Raw genomic sequence first — 17,017 nt, forward strand, 5'->3', positions numbered from 1 at the left:
TGTTGCCCGGGAGCGCCGTCCTTCAAATCCGGCCGAGGCCCGCGTCCCTGGCCCGGACGATCGCCTCGGCGCGGTCGGCCACGTGCAGCTTGGCGAAGACGTTCGAGATGTGGTTGCGCACGGTTTTCGGGCTCAGGCACAGCGTGCTCGCGATGAGGCTGTTGCTGTGCCCGGCGGCGATCAGCGCAAGCACCTCGCGTTCGCGCCCGGTCAGTTCCGGGAACACCGGTTCGCTGGCCGGTGGCTGGTTGAAGAAGGCGAGCACGCGGTTCGCGATGTCCGGGCCGAAGATCGCCTCCCGCCGGGCGACCGCCTGGACGGCGCGGATGATCTCGTCCGGCTCGGCGTCCTTGAGCAGGTAGCCCCGGGCACCGGCGCGCATCGCCGCGAAGACCGACTCGCTTTCGTCGGCCATCGTCAGCATCAGCACGCCGGTGCCCGGGTTCGCCGCCACGATGTGCCGGGTCGCCTGGATGCCGGACAGGTCGGGCAGGTGCAGGTCCATCACGACGACGTCCGGCCGCAGGGCGGTGGCGGAGGCGATGGCGTCGGTTCCGCTGGCGGCTTCGCCGACGACCTCGATCCCGGGTTCGGCGGCGAGCAGCGTGCCCACGCCGATCCGGAACAGGGGATGGTCGTCCACGACGAGGACGCGCAGGGCGCTCATCCGCCTCACCTCCCCCTCGTCACTCCTGGTGATGGTACGCGGACGCGTTCTCCCGTGCCCAGGCCGCGAAGGTCAGCGGCGGCCGGCCGAGCAGCCGCTCGACGGTGTCGAAGACGACGTGTTCGTGCGGAGCCGACTCGCGCTTGAGGGCGAAGAGGCCGTCGACGGCCTTTGCGGGCCAGCCGTACGTCCGGATCAGCCGTTCCTTCGCGGCGCTTTCGGTTTCTTCGACGTACTTCAGCGGACGGCCGATCGCCTCGGCCAGGATGGCGACCTGCCGCTCGGTGGTCAGGGCTTCGCCGCCGGTGAGCTCGTAGGTCGCGCCTTGGTGGCCGGACGTCGTCAGCACGAGGGCCGCGACTTCGGCGATGTCCCGGACGTGGATCAGCGCGGACGGCGGATCGGTGTCGGGCACGTACACGGCGTTCTCTTCGCGGATCGAGCCGATCCAGGTGAACCGGTTGTCCATGAAGGTGCCGGGCCGCAGGATCGTCCAGGCCGGCCCGGCTTCGCGGACCGCCTGCTCGGCTTCGGCGTGCGCCGAGGTGATCGGATCCTTCTGTCCGAAGTGGACACCCGTGGTGGACAGCTTGACCAGGTGGGTGACGCCGGCCTGCGCGGCGGCTCGGGCGGTGGCCGCTTCCCGGTCGGCGCGGTGGCCCTGGCTCAGCACGAACACGCGGTCCGCGCCGGCCAGCAGGGCGGGCAGGTCCGAGGTGTCGAGGTCGCCGCGGACCACTTCGGCGCGCGGGTCGATCCGGGCCTTCGCCGGGTCGCGGGTCAGCGCGCGAACGCCGGCGCCGGCGTCGAGCAGGGCGGGGACGAGGTGGCGGCCGACCTTGCCGGTGGCGCCGAGGACGAAGATCATCGGGGTTCTCCTATCGGGAAAGCGGGACGTGGGGGAGCGCGAACGCCGTGACGAGGCCGAGCGCGAGCACGGGCAGCAGCGCGAGGAACACGGTGTGGGTGCCGGCGTGGTAGGCGAAGCCGAGCGCGACCGGCCCGAGGGCCGAGCCGAGCGCGCGGGCGAGGTTGACGCCGGCGGCGACCGCGCCGCGGTCCGCGGCGGGGGCGGTGTTCTGCGTGGCCATGGCGAGCACCTGCAGGTTCAGCCCGGCCGCGAAGCCGAAGACGACCAGGCAGCCCAGGACCAGCGGCAGGCCGTGCACGGTGAGCAGGCCGAGCACCGCGAGCAGGCCGAGCGCCATGCTCAGCCGCGGTGCCCAGCGGTACGCGCCGGTGCGGGCGATGACCTTGCTCGCGACGACGGAGGAGACCGACACGGCGAGCGTCATCGGCAGCAGCCGTAGCCCGCCTTGCGCCGGACCGGCGTCGGCCTGCAGGAAGACCGCGATGTAGTTGACCGAGCCGAGGAACGCGAACCCGGCGAGCACGCTGAGCACCACGGACACGGTGAACGTCCGGTCGCGGAACAGCCGCGGGGGCAGCACCGGCGCTTCGGCCCGCCGTTCGACGACCACGAACACCACGGCCGCGGCCGCGCCGAGCGCGACCGACCACGGCGTGAGCAGGGTGAACCCGGTGATCGCCGTGCCGAGCAGGAGCACGCCGGCGAAGTCGAACGGCGCTTCCCGGCGCCGTCTCGACAGCTCGAGCGGCTTGAGGCAGGCCAGGGCGACGAGCCCGAGCGGCAGGTTGACCAGGAAGATCGACCGCCACCCGGCGAGCCCGGTGAGCAGGCCGCCGACGACCGGACCGGCGAGCGAGGCGACGGCGAAGCAGATCGAAAACCAGCCGAAGTACTTCGCGCCTTCGCGAGGCGTGAACATCTCGCCGAGCGAAGCGCCGACGGAGACGAAGAGGCCGCCGGAACCGGCACCCTGCAGCACGCGCCCGGCGATCAGGAACGCGGCCGACGGCGCCAGGCCGCAGGCCAGCGAGCCGAGCAGGAAGAGGGCGAGCGCGCCCAGGAGCACGCGTTTGCGGCCGAAGACGTCACCGAGCTTGCCGTACAGGGGCGCGGTGGCGCTCCCGGCGAGCAGGTAGGCGGTGGTGACCCAGGCGTAGGCGCCGGTCCCGCCGAACTCGGCGGCGATCCGGGGGAGCGCGGTGGCGACGACCTGGGCGTCGAGCATCGCGAGGAAAACGGACAGGAACAGGCCCGTGAGGGCAGGTTTCAGGGCGCGCGGAGGCGCGATCGTGCTCAAGAGGAAGTCCTTGTTTTCGTCAGAAGGGACGAGAGATACCGGCGGCGCGCGAGAACACGCCGACCTCGAGTCGGGAAAAGGTTTCATCGTCATCCGCGGGCGGATGCGACCTCTTCGCGCTCGGAAACCACCTCGAATCGTCCCGCTCGCCCGGCCGAACCCGGACGGCGTCCTTGCGAAGGAACACTGACGAGGATGACAGTAGACAACTACATGTCAAAAGACAAGTACTTTCGCGGCCTGGGTCAGGGCAGCGGGGTGATCTGGTCGTTGTCCCGCCGCCGCTCGCCCAGCTCGTCCGGGAACACCCACTTCTTGAAGCCCCAGAAGCGGAAGAACATGGCCAGCAGCATGCCGATGATCGAGCCGCTCGCGAAGTCCGCGATTTCCTGGACCAGGAACGTCACGTGCGGGACTTCGAGGTCGAGCACGTACCGCGAGATGATCAGGGGGATCAGGTTGACGCCGACCGCGACGCCGCTGATGACGAAGAACAGCGCCGCTTCGTGGTGCCGCTCGCGCCCGCCGCGGGTCCGGAAGGACCACTCGCGGTTGAGGATGTAGGACACGATGGTCGCGACGATGATCGCGATCGCCTTCGCCGTCGTCGGTTTCGGCTCCAGCACCGTCAGCTTCAGCGTGTACCAGACGCCGTTGTCGACCAGGAACGTCGTGCCGCCCACGATCGCGAACTTCAGCAGCTCCCGGTGCTTGATCAGCACCGAACGCAGTGGCTCCGGCGTGCGCTTGAGCACGGTTTCCACAACGGTCACACCACGCAGTCTAGGAGCACACCGCGTTGACCTGTGGTTCAGGCGGCCTTGCTGTCGCCAATGTCCGGATCTTCGGCGCTTTCGGCGGGCACCGCGCGCGGCCGGCCGGCCACCTCGACGCCGAACGGGGACAGCCGCGGCACCTGCAGGTCCAGCACGTACCGCGAGAACCACTGCGGCAGCGCGTTCAGGCCCAGTGCGACGCCGCTGAGCAGGAAGAACAGCGCGGCCTCGTGGGCCTGCTCCCGGCCGCCACGGGTGCGGAACGACCACTCGCGGTTGGCGACGTAGGAGAAGATCGTCCCGCCGACGACGGCGAAGCGGAGGAGCTCGCGATGCTTCTTCAGCAGGTCGCGCACCGCGCGGACGCTACCCCGTCAGCCAGCCGAAAACCTTCGCGGGGCTGACCGTCGGCGGCTTGGCCCCCGGTTTCCCGCCGGACCGCGGTGGTGCGCTCGTCGTGGTCGAGGACACCGGCGGCTCGCTCGCCGGCTCGTCAGTGTCCGTCGTCGTGACCGGGGGCTTCGACGTCGGTTTCGTCGGCGATTTCGTCGGCGTGGGCTTCGACGGGGTCGGCGTGGGGACCGACGGGGTCGTCGGCGTGGGCAGCGGGTCCTTGCCGCACCAGTGGCGCCAGCAGCCGAAGTCCACGGTCACCGGCGGTGCCGCCGCCCGGCCGAGCTGCGCGGTGATCGTCACCCGGCCCTCGTCGGGACGGTCCAGCAGCCGCACCCACAGGTTGACGTGCTGGCCCGGCGCCACCGCGCTCTTCGTCGTGCAGCTCGCGCCTTCGTTCGTCGGCGTGCAGGGGAAGCCGCGCAGGCTCCACCACTGCTTGAGCGGGTGGTCGAAGGTGACCGTGACCGGCTTGGTCGTCTCGCCGGTGTTGCGGACCCGCACGTAGACCAGCGGGTGGTGGTTCCAGGGGAAGGCCGACAGCCCGTCGCCTACTGCTTGCAGGGCCACGGCGTCCGGCGGGAGCTTCACGGTGACCTTGACGCTCACGTCGACGGAGATCTGCACGCCGGCCGTGACCGACGCCTTCACCGTGCCGCCCTCGGCGTCTTCGTCCGCCTGCAAGCGGAAGTTGAGCGTCGCGCTCTGGCCGGGCTGCAGGCCGGCGCCGGTCTTGCAGACGACCGTGCCCTCGCCGCCGGGGCAGTTCACCGAGATCGGGGCGGGATCCTCCGCGCGGGCCATCGGTGCGCCGCCACCGCCGGTGTCGACCGCGCGCACCCCGCGCGGCAGCTGCAGTGCGACGGCCACCGGCTCGGACGCGCTGCCGCCGTCGTTGCGCACGGTGATCGGCAGGTTCTTCGCGGCACCCGGGCTGAGCTCGAGGCCGTCCGGCGGGGTCGTCGCGGACATCGACGGCGGGGCGGGCGCCGGCGGCGCCGGCGGGGCCGGTGCGGGCGGGGGTGCCGGGGCCGGGGGCGCGACCGGCGGCGGGGCGGGCGCGACGGGCGGAGCCGGGGGCGGCGCGATGGGCTGCGGGGCCGGGGGCTGGGGTACCGGGGGTTGCGGCTGCTGCGGCGCGGGCGGGGCCGGGGGCGGCGGCTGCGGGGCCGGCGGTGCGACCTGCTGGGCCGGCGGCGGCACCTGGGCGGCGACCGGGATCTCCTGCGTCCCGCCGCCCGCGGTGAGCGCGATGACGATGGCCGCGACGATCGCGAGGCCCGAGGCGGCGACGCCGGCGAACTGGCGGGGCCCCGAGGCCGCGGCCCCCGCACCGGCTTTGCCGCCGGCCGCCGCGGCACCGGCGGCGGCCGCCCCCGCGGTGGCCGCGGTGGCGGCGCTCGCCTTCGCGGCACCGATGGTGGCGAGGTAGCCCAGCGCGGCGCCACCGAGGACGATCGGGGCGATGATCGCGCGCAGCCCGCCGTTGACGTCGGCCAGCTCCGCGGCCAGTGCCCGGCACCGGTCGCACTCGTCGAGGTGGCTCTCGACCTGGGCGCGTTCGCGTTTGGAGAGCCCGTCGCGGGTCCACGCGCCGAGCCGCTCGGTGCAGGCGCGGCAGCGTTCCTCGGCGTTCTCCTGCAGGTGGACCTGCAGGTACGCCTGGCGGAGTCCCTCACGGGCGCGGTAGGCGAGCGCGGAGACGCCGTTCGCGGTCAGGCCCAGCAGCGGCGCGACCTCGGCGGGGCTCTGCTGCTCGATCTCGGTGTGCCAGAGCACCGCCTGCCAGCGTTCCGGCAGCCGCGCGAACGCCTTGGCGGCCATCGTCCGCTCGAGCCCGGCGACCGCGGTGTCGGAGAACGGCACGGTCAGCGCCTCCGCCGCGGCGCCGCCGACCTCGGTCATGTCCTCGTTGAGGTCGACCCGGCGTTCCTTGCGGGTGCGGTCGTACGCGGTGTGACGGAGCGCGGTCAGCAAATACGCCCGGAAGGCTGTGTCCGGGCCCTTGCCGCCACGGAGCGTGTCGAGGACCTTGGCGAACGCCTCGGACACGAGATCGTCGGCTTCGGAGCTCGAGCGGGCCAGCTGGCGGGCCAGATTGCGGGCCGCACCGGTGTGCCGTTCGTAGAGGGTCCCGTACGACGCGATCTTCCCGGAGCGGACTTCCGCAATCAGCTCGGAGTCACTCTTTCCGCTGAGATCGGCGGGAACGGTGGACACGGCACTCCTCGGTCGGCTAGGGCCAGGACCTGCCATTACAGACCGATCCGGGACGCGAGACCAGTGTGACTGACCCACCTCCGGCGGTCACGTCGTGGTCGGCGTGATGACTCCGACGGCGGAGCAAAATCACCCACCCCCGGCCCGGGCCGGGGAAAAGCTTCCCGACAAAAACCGCTGAGTACGCGTCACGGTGCCCACCGGGGTACGTCCTCATCGTGAAGCAAAAGACAAGATCGTTGCGAACCGGACGAAAGGGGCGGGTGGCGAGTGGATGTTCCGGCTGCGCGACCCGGCTCCGGTGACACCCCGCCGACGCAGGCCGAGCGGGACGCCTCCCTGCGCGCGCTGCGGGCCCGCTGGCGCACGGCCAGCCTTGCCGCGGGCTGGCGGTTCCCCAGCGACTGGGCCCTGCCCGAGGTCGACGCCGTCTGCGCGGCGGTGATGGCGAAGGGCCGCGTCGAAGCCGCCGAAACCGCGCTGGCCGGGCTGGCCAGGGCCCGGGCGGCGGCCGGTGCGGGGCTCGCGGAGACCCTCGCCGACCTCGCCGCGCTGCACGCCGTGCTCGGCCACGGCGGCGACGGGTTCGTCGCGCCGGACGTCGACGCCACGCCGGCCCGGCTGCTGCGGACCACCGCGCTGGCCTGGGCGGACGTCGCCACCGACCAGCTGGTGCACACCGAGGTCACCGACTCGCTGACCGGCCTGCCCACGGCCGCCTACCTGCGCACCCGGCTCGCGGAGGTCTACCGCGCCGCCGCCGCGCGCGAGCGGCCGGCCGCCGAGGACCACGTGCTGCTCGTCGTCTCGCTCGACCTCACCGCCGTCGCCGGGTTCCCGCGGCTGACCGGGATGATCCTGGTGGCGGACGCGCTGCGGACGGTGTTCGACAGCGGGCAGAGCGTCGCATCGCTGGGGCCGTCCGTCGTCGCGGCCCTGGTGCCGAAAGACGAGCGGGTCGCTTCGCACGGCGTCGCGCTGCGAAGGGCGTTGCACGAGCGGCTGGCGGTCGACACCCAGCTGGCCGACGTGGGCAGGCCGCGCGTTTCGGCGGTGCGGCTGCCGGCCACGCACGAGCTGGCCTGCGACCTGCTGGCGCACCTGGCGCGTGCGTAGAACACCGGAAAAGTCCGGTTTTGCCCGGACCCTTCCGACCACGACCGGGCCGGTCATGATTTCCTGATGCGGTGACCCGGACCGTATCCACCGACGTCGACGGCGAAATCGCGGGCAGATCCCAGCACCGCCTGGCCCTGCGGAAGTCACTCGCCCGCCTGTCCGTCCGCCCGCGGTCGATCCTGATCCTGTCGGTGATTCCGCTGGTCGCGATCGGGTACGGCATCTGGGGCTGGCAGCACGACTGGGTGCTCGGCGTCGACAGCGCGGTCTACCGGGCGGGCGCGTTGTCGCTGCTGCACGGCGACTCGCTCTACGACGCCAACACCCTGCCCGACGAGCCGTGGTGGGCGCTGCTGCCGTTCACCTACCCACCGACGGCGGCGCTCATCTTCGTCCCGCTCGCCGCCTTCCCGACGCAGATCTCCTGGGGCCTGATCACCGCCGTCTCGCTGGGGGCGATGGCGCTGTCGATCCGGATCGCGATCGGCGCGCTGCCGCGGCCCGCCACCGACGGCCCGCGCTGGTGGGCCTCGCCCGCCCGCTCGACCATCGTGTTCTTCCTGGTCTTCCTCGCCCTCGAGCCGGTGTGGCGGACGATCTTCCTCGGCCAGATCAACCTGATCCTGATGGCCATGATCCTGCTGGACATGCTGGTCATCGGCGCCCGCGGGAGCCGCTGGGGCGGGGTGCTGGTCGGCGTCGCGGCGGCGATCAAGCTGACGCCGCTGGTGTTCCTCGGGCACCTGTTCATCACCGGACGGCGCAAGGACGCCGTCCGCGGGTTCGCGACGTTCGTGCTGCTCCAGGGCCTGATGTTCCTGATCAACGCGCACGACGCGGCCAAGTACTGGACCGTCACGCTGCCGGACACCGGCCGGATCGGGCCGGTGCACTGGGCGGGCAACCAGTCGCTGAACGCGCTGATGAACCGGGCCACCGACCTCGCCCCGTGGGCGTCGAAGGCGGCGATGGGCATCGGGTTGCTGCTCGCCATCCCGGCGCTGTGGCTGCTGATGCGCTTCCACCGCAAGGGCCAGACGCTGGCCGCGTTGCTCGTCACCGCGTTCTGGACGCTGCTGATGTCGCCGATCTCGTGGACCCACCACTGGGTGTGGGTGATCCCGCTGATCGTGCTGCTGGTCTCGCGGCTGCCGAAGACCACCCCGAAGACGGCGTGGAAGCGCTGGGTCGGCACCGGGCTGGTGGCTTTCGTGTTCGTCAGCTGCGTGCTGCTGATCCTGCCGAACGGCCGCAACGTCGAGCTGCACTGGAAGGTGTGGCAGAACGTCCTCGGGGACGCCTACATCCTGATGCCGGTCGTCCTGGCCTTCGCGCTCATCCTGCGGTGGGGCCTGTTGCGGCGATCGCGGAAGAAGGCCGCTGCGGACGAGCATGTCGACGTCGAAGCCGGCGTCTGAGGCGCGCACCGGCCGCTATCTCGCCGGGGGTCTCGCGCTTCTCGTGCTGGCTCTCGGGGTGGCCGGCTGGCTGGCCGGGTGGCACCTCGGCGCGGACAGCGCCGTGTACCGCGCGGGCGCGTTGACCCTGCTGCACGGCGACCCGCTCTACACGCGGGACGTGCTGACCGCGCTGCCGGACTGGGTGCGCCTGCCGTTCACCTACACCCCGGCCGCCGCACCGCTGTTCCTGCCGCTCGCGCTCGTGCCGTCCGGGCTGGTCTGGGGCGTGATCGCGGTTTTGTCGGTGGTCGGTCTTATGGTCGTCATCACGGTGGTTTCGTCGTCGCCGGGGGGTGCACCGCTTCTGGGAAGAAGCCGGTGGGCGCTGCCGGCGGGAACGGCCATCGCGCTGGCGCTGGAACCGGTGTGGAAGACGCTGTTCCTGGGCCAGATCAACTTGATACTGATGGCGTTCGTGGTGCTGGACGTCCTGGTGCTCTCCCTGCGCGGGTCGCGATGGGCGGGTGTGCTGATCGGCGTGGCGGCGGCGATCAAGCTGACCCCGCTGATCTTCGTGCCGCACCTGTTCTTCACGGGCCGGTGGAAGGACGGGCTGCGGGCCCTGGGCACGTTCGTGGCGCTGGAAGCGGCGATGTTCGCGGTCATCCCGGTCGACGCGATGCGGTTCTGGCGGGATTCGGCGACCGATCCGAGCCGGGTCGGGTCGGTGCACTGGATCTTCAACCAATCGCTCAACGGGCTGGTCAACCGGGCGTCGGCGCTGGCGCCCTGGTCGCTGGCGGTGGCGGTCGGCGTGGCGGCGGTGCTGGCCGTGCCGGCGGTGTGGCTGGTGGTGCGGCTGCACCGGCGTGGTGAGGAGGCGGCCGCGTTGCTGGTCACGGCGTTCTACGGGCTGTTGCTGTCGCCCGTGTCGTGGTCGCACCACTGGGTCTGGTGCGTGCCGTTGATCACGCTGCTGCTGGTGAAGGCGCGGTGGTGGGCCGCGGCGGCGGTCGCGGTGCTGTTCGTCTCGCAGATCGTGATGCTGGTGCCCAACGGCGGTGACCGGGAGTTCGGCTGGGGCCTGGGCTGGTCGGTCCTCGGCAACGGCTACGTGCTCGCGGCGATCGCGGGGATCCTCGGCCTCGCGGCGCGTGAGCTACGGCTGGTCCGGCGGCCGGCCGGCCTGGTGACCGTTTAGGCTGATCGGCGCTATGGACAAACACACCGGTCTGCCCGTCGTGGGCATGGTGGGCGGCGGCCAGCTGGCCCGGATGACCCACCAGGCGGCGATTTCCCTCGGCCAGTCCCTGCGCGTGCTCGCCGCGGGCGAGAACGAAGCCGCGGGGCTCGTCGCCGGCGACGTCACGCTGGGGCACCACACCGATCTCGACGCGCTGCGGAAGTTCGCGGCCTCGGTCGACGTGCTCACCTTCGACCACGAGCACGTGCCGGGTGAGCACCTGCTGACGCTGGCGATGGAGGGCTTCGTCATCCGGCCCGCGCCGGCCGCGCTGGGCTTCGCGCAGAACAAGCTCGTGATGCGCGAGATGATGGCGGGCCTCGGCGTGCCGGGCCCGGCGTTCGCCGAGGTGTCCACTGTGGACGACGTGGTGGCGTTCGGCGGCGAGCACGGCTGGCCGGTGGTGCTCAAGGCGTCGACCGGCGGGTACGACGGCCGCGGCGTCTGGATGCTCGACACCGCGCAGCACGCGCGCGAAACCGTGCCGGAGCTGCTGGCCGCGGGCACGGCGCTGCTGGTGGAGGCGAAGGTGGCGATGCGGCGGGAGCTGTCCGCGCTCGTCGCCCGCTCGCCCTTCGGCCAGGGCGCGGCGTACCCGGTGGTCGAGACGGTGCAGACCGGCGGCATCAACACCGAGGTGCTCGCCCCGGCGCCGGGGCTCGACGACTCGCGGGTGCACGAGGCCCAGGACCTGGCGCTGCGGATCGCGGCGACGCTGGACGTCACCGGGCTGCTCGCGGTCGAGCTGTTCGAGACCGACACCGGGCTGCTGGTGAACGAGCTGGCGATGCGCCCGCACAACTCCGGGCACTGGACCATGGACGGCGCGCGCACGTCGCAGTTCGAGCAGCACCTGCGGGCGGTGCTCGACTACCCGCTGGGCCGGACCGACCTGGTCGCGCCCGCCTGCGTGTCGGCGAACGTGCTGGGCGCGCCGGAGCCGCCGGAGATGAGCCCGGACGAGCGGCTGCACCACCTGTTCGCGCGGTACCCGGAAGCCCGGGTGCACCTGTACGGCAAGCAGGAGCGGCCGGGCCGCAAGCTCGGGCACGTCAACTTCACCGGCGAGCGCATGGACGACCTGCGCAACCGCGCGCTGCTGTCGGCGCACTGGCTGTCCCACGCCGTCTGGCTCGACGGCTACGAAATCCACTAGGAGATCAGGTATGGCGCCGCAGGTGGGCGTGATCATGGGCAGCGACTCGGACTGGCCGACGCTGGAGGCGGCCGGCGCGGCCCTGGACGAGTTCGGCGTCGAGTACGAGGTCGGCGTCTACTCGGCGCACCGCACCCCGCAGCGCATGCTGGACTACGCGACGTCGGCGGCGTCGCGCGGCCTTCGCGTGATCATCGCGGGGGCGGGCGGCGCGGCCCACCTGCCCGGCATGGTGGCGTCGGCGACGGTGCTGCCGGTGATCGGCGTCCCGGTGCCGCTGAAGTACCTGGACGGCCTGGATTCCCTGCTGTCGATCGTCCAGATGCCGGCGGGGGTCCCGGTGGCCACGGTCTCGGTGGGCGGCGCGCGCAACGCGGGTCTCCTGGCGGTCCGCATCCTGGCCGCGTCCGACGAGGGCCTGCGCGCGAAGATGGCGACGTTCCAGGCGGACCTGGAGAAGCTGGTCCTGGACAAGGACGCGGCCCTGCGGGAGAAGACGGGCCACTGACCGGTCCGTTGGAGACGTCCTGTCCGGATTCGCCTCCGGCGCCCCGAAGAACCCGCTAAGGTCCTGCCTCGGTTTCCAGAGTCTTCGGGTTCTTCGAGGGGCGAGAAATGGCGGATTCCCGGCCGGACGACGGCGTCGCGGTGCCCTGGCTCGCCGGGGTGGTCCTGGCGGGCATCGGCGCGGGGCTGGCCGTGGTCGCGCTGACGTTCCCCTGGATTTCGGTCCGGACCGCGCCGCGCGCATCGGCGTTCACGCTGACGGTGACGAGCATCGAGCGGCAGGGCCCGACGTTCGCGGTCCTCTTGGTGCTCGCCGCGGTGGCCGCGGTGATCGCCTTCGCGGCGGCGCGCAGGCGGGTCGGGATCCGGTGGCTGCTGGTGGTGGTGTGCGCGCCGGTGCCGGCCTTGACGGCGCTGTTCGTCGGACTGCGGGCCAATGCGGCCGACCTGGGCTCCAGGCTGCCGTCCGCCGGGCTGGACCCGGAGCGGGCCCGCCCGGACCTCCTGGTGACACCGGCCCAGGGCCTGGTGTTCTACACGACGGGCCTGCTGTGCCTCGGCCTGGGCGTGGCGATCGCGGGCGTCCCGGCGGCCACACGCATCCCGCTGGCCACGGCCCCCGGCCCGGCACCGGCACGCCGAACCCCAGCCCTCCGGCTGACGGCGCTGGTCCTGGCGGTCCCGCTCGTGGTGCTGTCCCAGGCATTGCCCTGGTTCGAGATCAACACCACGGAGGGCGACCTCCCGGCGGTCGTCACCGGCTGGCCCGCGATCTACCGAGCGGGGCTGATCGCCACGCTGGTGTTGCTGGTGGCAACGGCCCTGACAACGGACTGGCGCCGAGCCACGCTGCGCACAACGGCCCTGTACGTATGCGGCGGCCTGTACGGCGTGCTGTTGATCAACGCATGGTTGCTGTGGGACCCGAGCGGCATCGCGGACCGAATCAGCGCCCAGCGCGACGGGCTGGCGCTGGGCGTGGGCTACTTCGCGGCCCTGGCGGCGGTACCGCTGCTGGCGGTGGTGGTGGGAGCGCGCGTGACGGAGGAACCGGACACCGAGCCGGCGGCCTCGGAGCCTGGTGAGGAGCTGGCGACCGAGGGGCGGGCCGGGCTGGATTCGCGGGCGGAGCGGGAGTCGGAAGCGAAGCCGAAGCCGGGCGTGGAGGCGGTGGCCGAGCCCCAGGCCGGGTCGGCGCCCGGCGCGGAGCCAGCGGCCGAGGCGCAGGCTGAGCCGGAGCCGGGAGCGCGGGCCGGGTTGGCGGCATCGCCAGTGCCGGGCGCGAAGTCGGCGGAGCCCGAGCCCGAGGCTGGGTCGGTGCCTGGCGTGGAACCAGCGGCCGAGGGGCAGGCCGGGCTGGATTCGCAGGCGGAGCTGGAGCCGGAAGCGAAGCCGAAGCCGGGCGTGGAGGCGGCGGCCGAGCCCCAGGCCGGGTCGGCGCCCGCCGTGGAGCCAGCGGCCGAGGCGCAGGCTGAGCCGAAGCAGCCCGATCCCGGGCGCAACCCCGAGCCGCAGGCCGATCCCCGTGCCACAGCCGGCGCGCGGCCGACCCAGAAAGGCTCCGAGGCGTGAACCGGAAGCGGAAACCGGTCGTAGCCGGGCGAGCGACCTCTCTTCGGCCCGCGCCGCGGCCCAACCGGGGGCTCGCCTGGTGGCGGGGGCTCGGCCGGGCGCCGAAATGGCTTCTTGCCACCGTTACTCCGCTCGTGCTGGCCGTTGCCGTGCCCGGGGTTGCTCCTCTCGTGGCCGATCGGGCTCGGGATCTCTGCTCCGATGAGGTCCTCACCGCTCGCGGGGAGAGCTACCCGGAGCTGGTCGCCGGGCAGTACTGGGCCACCGATGCCGTGCTCAGGGAGACCGCGTCAAGCGGGGTTCTCGATGAGGTGCGGCAGCACACCCACGCGCAGCTGGGGACCTCCGGGCAGCAAGTGACCCTGGAAAGCCACCGCTCCGGGCGGATCGACCTCGAGACCATCACCGCCGTCGTCGAGGAGCGGCGTCAGCCGCTGGACGGGACGGCCTTCGTCGCCGATCCTCAAGGCAGCGAGGAAACCGCGCTCGTCGAGTTCCGGCTCGATTCCGGAGCCGGCACCGAAATCCCCGCCCTGGTTCCGGGGGACGGCAGCGGTGCGCGGCCCTACCTCTCCGACGGCAAGATCCGGTTCGTCGAACAGGGCAAGCCGGAGCACCTGGTGATCCGCGCGAAGACCGAACAGTGCTTCTGCCTCTGGCGCGTCCGCATCGAGTACTCCTACCGCGGCGGCAAGCACACCCTCGTCGTGCCGCCCGCCGGGCAGCCCGCCTTCGCGACCACCGCGTGGGGGCCGCACAAAGTCGAGTACAACATGCGCATCGAAGGCGCTCAGCGGTACGACTGCGTGGGCCAGCCCGCTGCCTGCCGGTTCAAGCCCACGTCCTAGCCGAGCTCGCCGATCAGCTGCTGCCGCAGCTCGCGCTTCAGCACCTTCCCCGCCGCGGACACCGGGATCTGCTCGACCACGTGCACCTCCCGCAACCGCTTGTACGGCAGCACCTTCTCGTTGACCGCGGCCATCAGGCCGTCGGCGTCCAGTAACCCACGGGGCACCACGAACGCCACCGGCAGCTCGCCGACCTCGGGGTCGGGGCGGCCGACCACCGCGGCCGCCGCGACGCCCGGCATCGTGATGAGCAGCTCCTCGAGCTCGCGCGGGAAGACGTTGTACCCCTTGTACAGCAGCATGTCCTTCTTGCGGTCCACAATAGACAGATAACCGTCAGGATCGAGGATGCCGATGTCGCCGGTGTGCAGCCAGCCGTCCACCAAGGCCGCCGCCGTCTCCTCGGGGCGGTTGCGGTAGCCGAGCATGATCTGCGGGCCGCGCAGGCAGACCTCGCCCCGCTCGCCCGGCGGCAGCGGGTCCTCGCCGCCCTCGGCCGGGACGATCTTGACCTCCGTGTCGAAGATCGGCAGGCCCACCGAGCCGACCTTGCGCGTGCCCGACCGGTACGTCGGCGAGATCACCGCGCCCATCGTCGCCTCGGTGAGGCCGTAGCCCTCGGTGACCACCACGTCGGGGAAGCGCGTGCGCAGTGCGTTGATCATCGCGTGGTTCATCGGCGCCGCACCCGAACCGATCGAGCAGACCGACGACAGGTCGGCGGTGTGGAACGACGGCGTCGCGAGCAGGGCCGCGAACAGCGCCGGCGCGCCGCCGATGCCGGTGATGCGGAGCCGCTCGGCGTCGGCGACGTACGCCGCCGGGTCGAAGCGCGTGTGCAGGACCATCGACGTCCCGGCGAGCACCGCCGCGTTGAGGCCGCCGATGATGCCCATCGCGTGGAACCACGGCGTCAGGTTGATCGCGACGCCGGTGCCCAGGCGCGACGGCCACTCGTCCTCGCTGCCGATCTGGTCGATCGTGACGTCGCCGCGCTCGTCGAGCGCCGGGACCGAGCCGGTGCCCCAGCAGGCGTGCTGCAGCGTGTTGACCACGACGTTGCGGTGCGACAGCCGCACGCCCTTGGACCGGCCGGTGGTGCCACCCGTGTAGGCGAGGTGGGCGAGGTCCTGGTGGATGTCGAGCTCCACGGACGGGGGAGTCTCCGGCTGCGAAGCGTGGAACGCCTCGAACTCGACGGCGTTCTCCGGCAGGTCGGCGACCGGCTGGACGACGACGGTGAACCGCGCCGGGATCCGGCCGGCGACGCTCGCCAGTGCCCCGGCGACCGGGCCGAACGTCACCACGGCGGCGGCCTCGCAGTCGGCGAGCTGGAAGGCGAGGTCGTCCGGCGGGAGCAGCGGGTTCGCCGGGCTGAAGGTGGCCCCGGCCAGCAGCGTGCCGTAGTAGGCGACCGGGAAGGCCAGGCAGTTCGGCAGGTGCAGCGCCACGACGTCGCCGCGGCCGATGCCGCGTTCGCGCAGGGCGTTGGCGAACCGGCAGGCGGCTCGGTGGGTCTCGGCGAAGGTGAGACTGCCGCCGTCGTGGGCGAAGGCGGTCCGGTCGCCCCAGCGCGCGGCACCGGCCGCCAGGATCGATCCGACGGGGACTTCGGGGTAGTCGAGGGTGGCGGGCAGACCGGGCGGCGTCGTCGGCGCGGTGATCGGCATCACCCGACCATACGAATTCTGCGGTCAACGCCACAAGGACGACGCAGGTGAACGAGCGCTAACATCGATGGAACCCCTCCCGACGTTGCAGAGAAGGTGACCGGAAGTGACCGACGGCCTGTACCAGCTTGCCGAGGAGCACGAGGAGCTGCGGGCCGCGGTCCGGGCCCTGGCCGAGAAGGAGATCGCGCCGTACGCGGCGGAGGTCGACGAGAACGAGCGGTACCCGATCGAGGCGTACAACGCGCTGGTCAAGTCGGGTTTCAACGCCGTGCACATCGGTGAGGAGTACGACGGCCAGGGTGCCGACGCCGTCGGCGCCTGCATCGTGATCGAAGAGGTGGCGCGGGTCGACGCGTCCGCGTCGCTGATCCCGGCGGTCAACAAGCTGGGGACGCAGCCGATCATCCTGTCGGCTTCGGAGGAACTTAAGAAGCTGGTGCTGCCGTCGATCGCCTCGGGGGAGGCTTCGGCGTCGTACGCGCTTTCGGAGCGCGAGGCCGGATCGGACACGGCGTCGATGCGGGCGCGGGCCCGGCTCGACGGCGACCACTGGGTGCTGAACGGGACCAAGTGCTGGATCACCAATGCGGGTGAATCGTCCTGGTACACCGTGATGGCGGTCACCGATCCGGATGCCGAAAAGAAGGCCAACGGGATTTCCGCGTTCGTCGTGCACAAGGACGACCCCGGGTTCTCGGTGGGGCCGAAGGAGAAGAAGCTCGGGATCAAGGGGTCGCCCACCCGGGAGATCTACTTCGAGAACTGCACCATTCCGGAGGACCGGATCATCGGTGAGCCCGGGACCGGCCTCAAGACGGCGCTGCGGACGCTTGACCACACCCGGCCCACCATTGGTGCTCAGGCGCTGGGTATTGCTCAGGGGGCGCTCGATGCCGCTGTTGCTTATGTGAAGGACCGCAAGCAGTTCGGCAAGTCGATCGCCGAATTCCAGGGTGTTCAGTTCATGCTCGCCGAGATGGGGACGAAGATCGAGGCGGCTCGGCATCTGGTCTACGCCTCCGCTGCGGCTTCGGAGCGGGGGGACAAGCGGGCTGGGTTCATGGCTTCCGCTGCCAAGACTTACGCGTCCGATATTGCCATGGAAGTGACTACGGATGCTGTTCAGCTCTTCGGTGGGGCTGGGTATACGCGGGACTTCCCGGTTGAGCGGATGATGCGGGATGCGAAGATTACCCAGATCTATGAAGGCACCAACCAGATCCAGAAGGTCGTCATGGCCCGCGCCCTGCTCAAGGGCTAGATCGATCTTGACCC

The 17,017-nt window shown here is 71.7% G+C and carries 15 protein-coding genes; 8 read left to right on the forward strand and 7 right to left on the reverse strand.

The features are described from left to right. Window positions 1-22: 22 nt before the first annotated feature. The 6 genes from C2L58_RS30200 to C2L58_RS30225 all read right to left on the reverse strand — a co-directional run bounded on the left by C2L58_RS30200 (window position 23) and on the right by C2L58_RS30225 (window position 6,224). Window positions 23-667: a response regulator gene (locus tag C2L58_RS30200; RefSeq protein ID WP_103341064.1), complete on the reverse strand. Its 645-nt coding sequence runs from the start codon at window positions 665-667 to the stop codon at window positions 23-25. A gap of 19 nt (window positions 668-686) precedes the next feature. After that, window positions 687-1,535, reverse strand: coding sequence for an NAD(P)H-binding protein (locus tag C2L58_RS30205; RefSeq protein ID WP_103341065.1), 849 nt, complete (start codon window positions 1,533-1,535; stop codon window positions 687-689). Window positions 1,536-1,545: 10 nt separating this feature from the next. Continuing rightward, window positions 1,546-2,835 (reverse strand): MFS transporter, encoded by a 1,290-nt coding sequence (locus C2L58_RS30210; RefSeq protein WP_103341066.1) that lies wholly within the window; start codon window positions 2,833-2,835, stop codon window positions 1,546-1,548. A 245-nt stretch (window positions 2,836-3,080) separates the two neighbouring features. Beyond that, entirely contained in the window at window positions 3,081-3,608 is a 528-nt protein-coding gene (locus C2L58_RS30215; RefSeq protein WP_199191510.1) for a GtrA family protein, read from the reverse strand. A 38-nt stretch (window positions 3,609-3,646) separates the two neighbouring features. Then, complete coding sequence (locus C2L58_RS30220) at window positions 3,647-3,967, reverse strand: GtrA family protein (protein WP_103341068.1); 321 nt, start codon at window positions 3,965-3,967, stop codon at window positions 3,647-3,649. 10 nt (window positions 3,968-3,977) lie between these two features. Further along, window positions 3,978-6,224: a sigma-70 family RNA polymerase sigma factor gene (locus C2L58_RS30225; RefSeq protein ID WP_103341069.1), complete on the reverse strand. Its 2,247-nt coding sequence runs from the start codon at window positions 6,222-6,224 to the stop codon at window positions 3,978-3,980. Window positions 6,225-6,494: 270 nt separating this feature from the next. On the opposite strand from C2L58_RS30225, the gene C2L58_RS30230 reads away from it, so the two are divergent. The 7 genes from C2L58_RS30230 (at window position 6,495) to C2L58_RS30260 (ending at window position 14,069) form a co-directional block, all read left to right on the forward strand. Beyond that, window positions 6,495-7,340, forward strand: a complete 846-nt coding sequence (locus C2L58_RS30230; RefSeq protein ID WP_103341070.1) for a GGDEF domain-containing protein — start codon at window positions 6,495-6,497, stop codon at window positions 7,338-7,340. A gap of 71 nt (window positions 7,341-7,411) precedes the next feature. Continuing rightward, on the forward strand, window positions 7,412-8,761 hold the full coding sequence (locus tag C2L58_RS30235; RefSeq protein ID WP_103341071.1) for a glycosyltransferase 87 family protein: 1,350 nt from the start codon (window positions 7,412-7,414) through the stop codon (window positions 8,759-8,761). After that, window positions 8,736-9,944, forward strand: coding sequence for a glycosyltransferase 87 family protein (locus C2L58_RS30240; RefSeq protein WP_103341072.1), 1,209 nt, complete (start codon window positions 8,736-8,738; stop codon window positions 9,942-9,944). Before C2L58_RS30235 ends, C2L58_RS30240 begins: the two co-directional genes overlap by 26 nt. A gap of 13 nt (window positions 9,945-9,957) precedes the next feature. Beyond that, entirely contained in the window at window positions 9,958-11,142 is a 1,185-nt protein-coding gene (locus C2L58_RS30245) for a 5-(carboxyamino)imidazole ribonucleotide synthase (protein ID WP_103341073.1), read from the forward strand. A gap of 10 nt (window positions 11,143-11,152) precedes the next feature. Further along, complete coding sequence (purE, locus tag C2L58_RS30250; RefSeq protein ID WP_103341074.1) at window positions 11,153-11,650, forward strand: 5-(carboxyamino)imidazole ribonucleotide mutase; 498 nt, start codon at window positions 11,153-11,155, stop codon at window positions 11,648-11,650. A 107-nt stretch (window positions 11,651-11,757) separates the two neighbouring features. Beyond that, window positions 11,758-13,221 (forward strand): hypothetical protein, encoded by a 1,464-nt coding sequence (locus tag C2L58_RS30255; protein ID WP_233226018.1) that lies wholly within the window; start codon window positions 11,758-11,760, stop codon window positions 13,219-13,221. Window positions 13,222-13,391: 170 nt separating this feature from the next. Further along, the gene (locus C2L58_RS30260; RefSeq protein ID WP_233226019.1) at window positions 13,392-14,069 is read left to right on the forward strand and encodes a hypothetical protein; all 678 of its coding nucleotides are present in this window, start codon (window positions 13,392-13,394) and stop codon (window positions 14,067-14,069) included. On the opposite strand, the gene C2L58_RS30265 is transcribed toward C2L58_RS30260, so the two are convergent. After that, a complete protein-coding gene (locus tag C2L58_RS30265; protein ID WP_199191511.1) occupies window positions 14,066-15,739 on the reverse strand; it encodes a class I adenylate-forming enzyme family protein in 1,674 nt (557 codons plus the stop codon). The genes C2L58_RS30260 and C2L58_RS30265 overlap by 4 nt on opposite strands. Before the next feature lie 106 nt (window positions 15,740-15,845). On the opposite strand from C2L58_RS30265, the gene C2L58_RS30270 reads away from it, so the two are divergent. Further along, window positions 15,846-17,003 (forward strand): acyl-CoA dehydrogenase family protein, encoded by a 1,158-nt coding sequence (locus tag C2L58_RS30270; protein WP_103341077.1) that lies wholly within the window; start codon window positions 15,846-15,848, stop codon window positions 17,001-17,003. Window positions 17,004-17,017 lie beyond the last annotated feature (14 nt).

Origin of the sequence: Amycolatopsis sp. CA-126428 (assembly GCF_002904335.1) — a bacterium.
Classification (GTDB): domain Bacteria; phylum Actinomycetota; class Actinomycetes; order Mycobacteriales; family Pseudonocardiaceae; genus Amycolatopsis.